Raw genomic sequence first — 1,217 nt, 5'->3', positions numbered from 1 at the left:
GTGCTGGAGGTGGCCGGCTTGACCAAGCGCTTCGAGTTGCGCTCCGGCCTGTTTTCCTCGGCCAAAGGCCGGATTTATGCGGTCGAGAATGTCTCTTTCATCATAAGGAGCGGCGAGACCTTGGCGCTGGTAGGCGAATCCGGCTGCGGAAAATCTACGACCGGCCGCGCGGTGATGCGGTTGACCGAACCGCTCTCGGGCTCGGTGCTGCTTAACGGAGTGGATTTGCTGAAGCTCAGCCAGAGCGAAATGCGCGAGCAGCGCAATCGCATGCAGATGATCTTCCAGGATCCGTTTGCCTCGCTCAATCCGCGCATGAGTATCCGCACCGCCATTGCTGAGCCGCTGCTGATCAACAAACGCGCCAGCCGTTCGGAAGCAAGCGACAAGATTCCCGATCTACTGCAGCGCGTCGGTCTTTCGCCTGACATGGCTAAGCGCTTCCCGCACGAGTTCTCGGGCGGCCAACGCCAGCGTATCTGCATCGCGCGTGCGCTCGCGCTCGAGCCGCGGCTAATCGTGGCGGACGAGGCGGTCTCTGCGCTCGACGTCTCGGTGAAGGCGCAGGTCGTGAACCTGATGCTGGAGCTGCAGGCCCGCATGGGTCTGGCCTATCTCTTCATCTCGCACGACATGGCAGTTGTCGAGCGCGTCAGCCATCGCGTGGCGGTGATGTATCTCGGCGAGATCGTCGAGATCGGCCCGCGCGAAGCGATCTTCCAGAATCCGCAGCATCCCTACACTAAACGGTTGCTCGCGGCAGTGCCGATCGCCGATCCGGCACGTCGCCTGCAACGACGCCCGGTCTCATACGACGAACTTAAAAGTCCGGTCCGGCCTGGAGACTATGTCCCACCTGTGCGCCAGTATCGCGAGGTCTCGCCCGGCCACGCAGTCATGATCTGGGACGAGGAATGGGAGCCCAAGGGAGTGCCGGGTCCCGCTGCCTGACAGCTGTCTTATGCCACGAACTTAGAAATGGGAGAAGTAGTATGAATATCAAGTCCGACCGTGGAATGTCATTACGTCTCGTGAGGTCAGCAATATTTGCTCCAATATTTGCCGGAACGCTTTTCATTAGCGCGGCGATGGCGGATACGCTCCGCGTCATTTCGGACGCAGATCTGAAAAATGTTGATCCCATGGTCACATCAGCGATATTGACGCTAGCGCACGCCGCCCTAATCTACGATAAGTTGTTTGAGTTCGACAAACAC

General features: G+C 59.2%; 1 protein-coding gene and 1 pseudogene. Both read left to right on the top strand.

Annotated features, from left to right (window positions below; translation table 11 throughout):
• Positions 1–951: ATP-binding cassette domain-containing protein (locus EOA27_RS37145; protein ID WP_145970852.1), on the top strand; the 951-nt coding region annotated here is incomplete at its 5' end.
• Positions 952–992: 41 nt separating this feature from the next.
• A pseudogene (locus tag EOA27_RS41725) lies at positions 993–1,217 on the top strand (ABC transporter substrate-binding protein); the annotation flags it as partial.

The organism is Mesorhizobium sp. M2A.F.Ca.ET.037.01.1.1 (assembly GCF_003998075.1).
Classification (GTDB): Bacteria; Pseudomonadota; Alphaproteobacteria; order Rhizobiales; family Rhizobiaceae; genus Mesorhizobium.
Note: the sequence above shows the minus strand (reverse complement) of the source record. Positions and strands in the feature narration are given on the sequence as shown.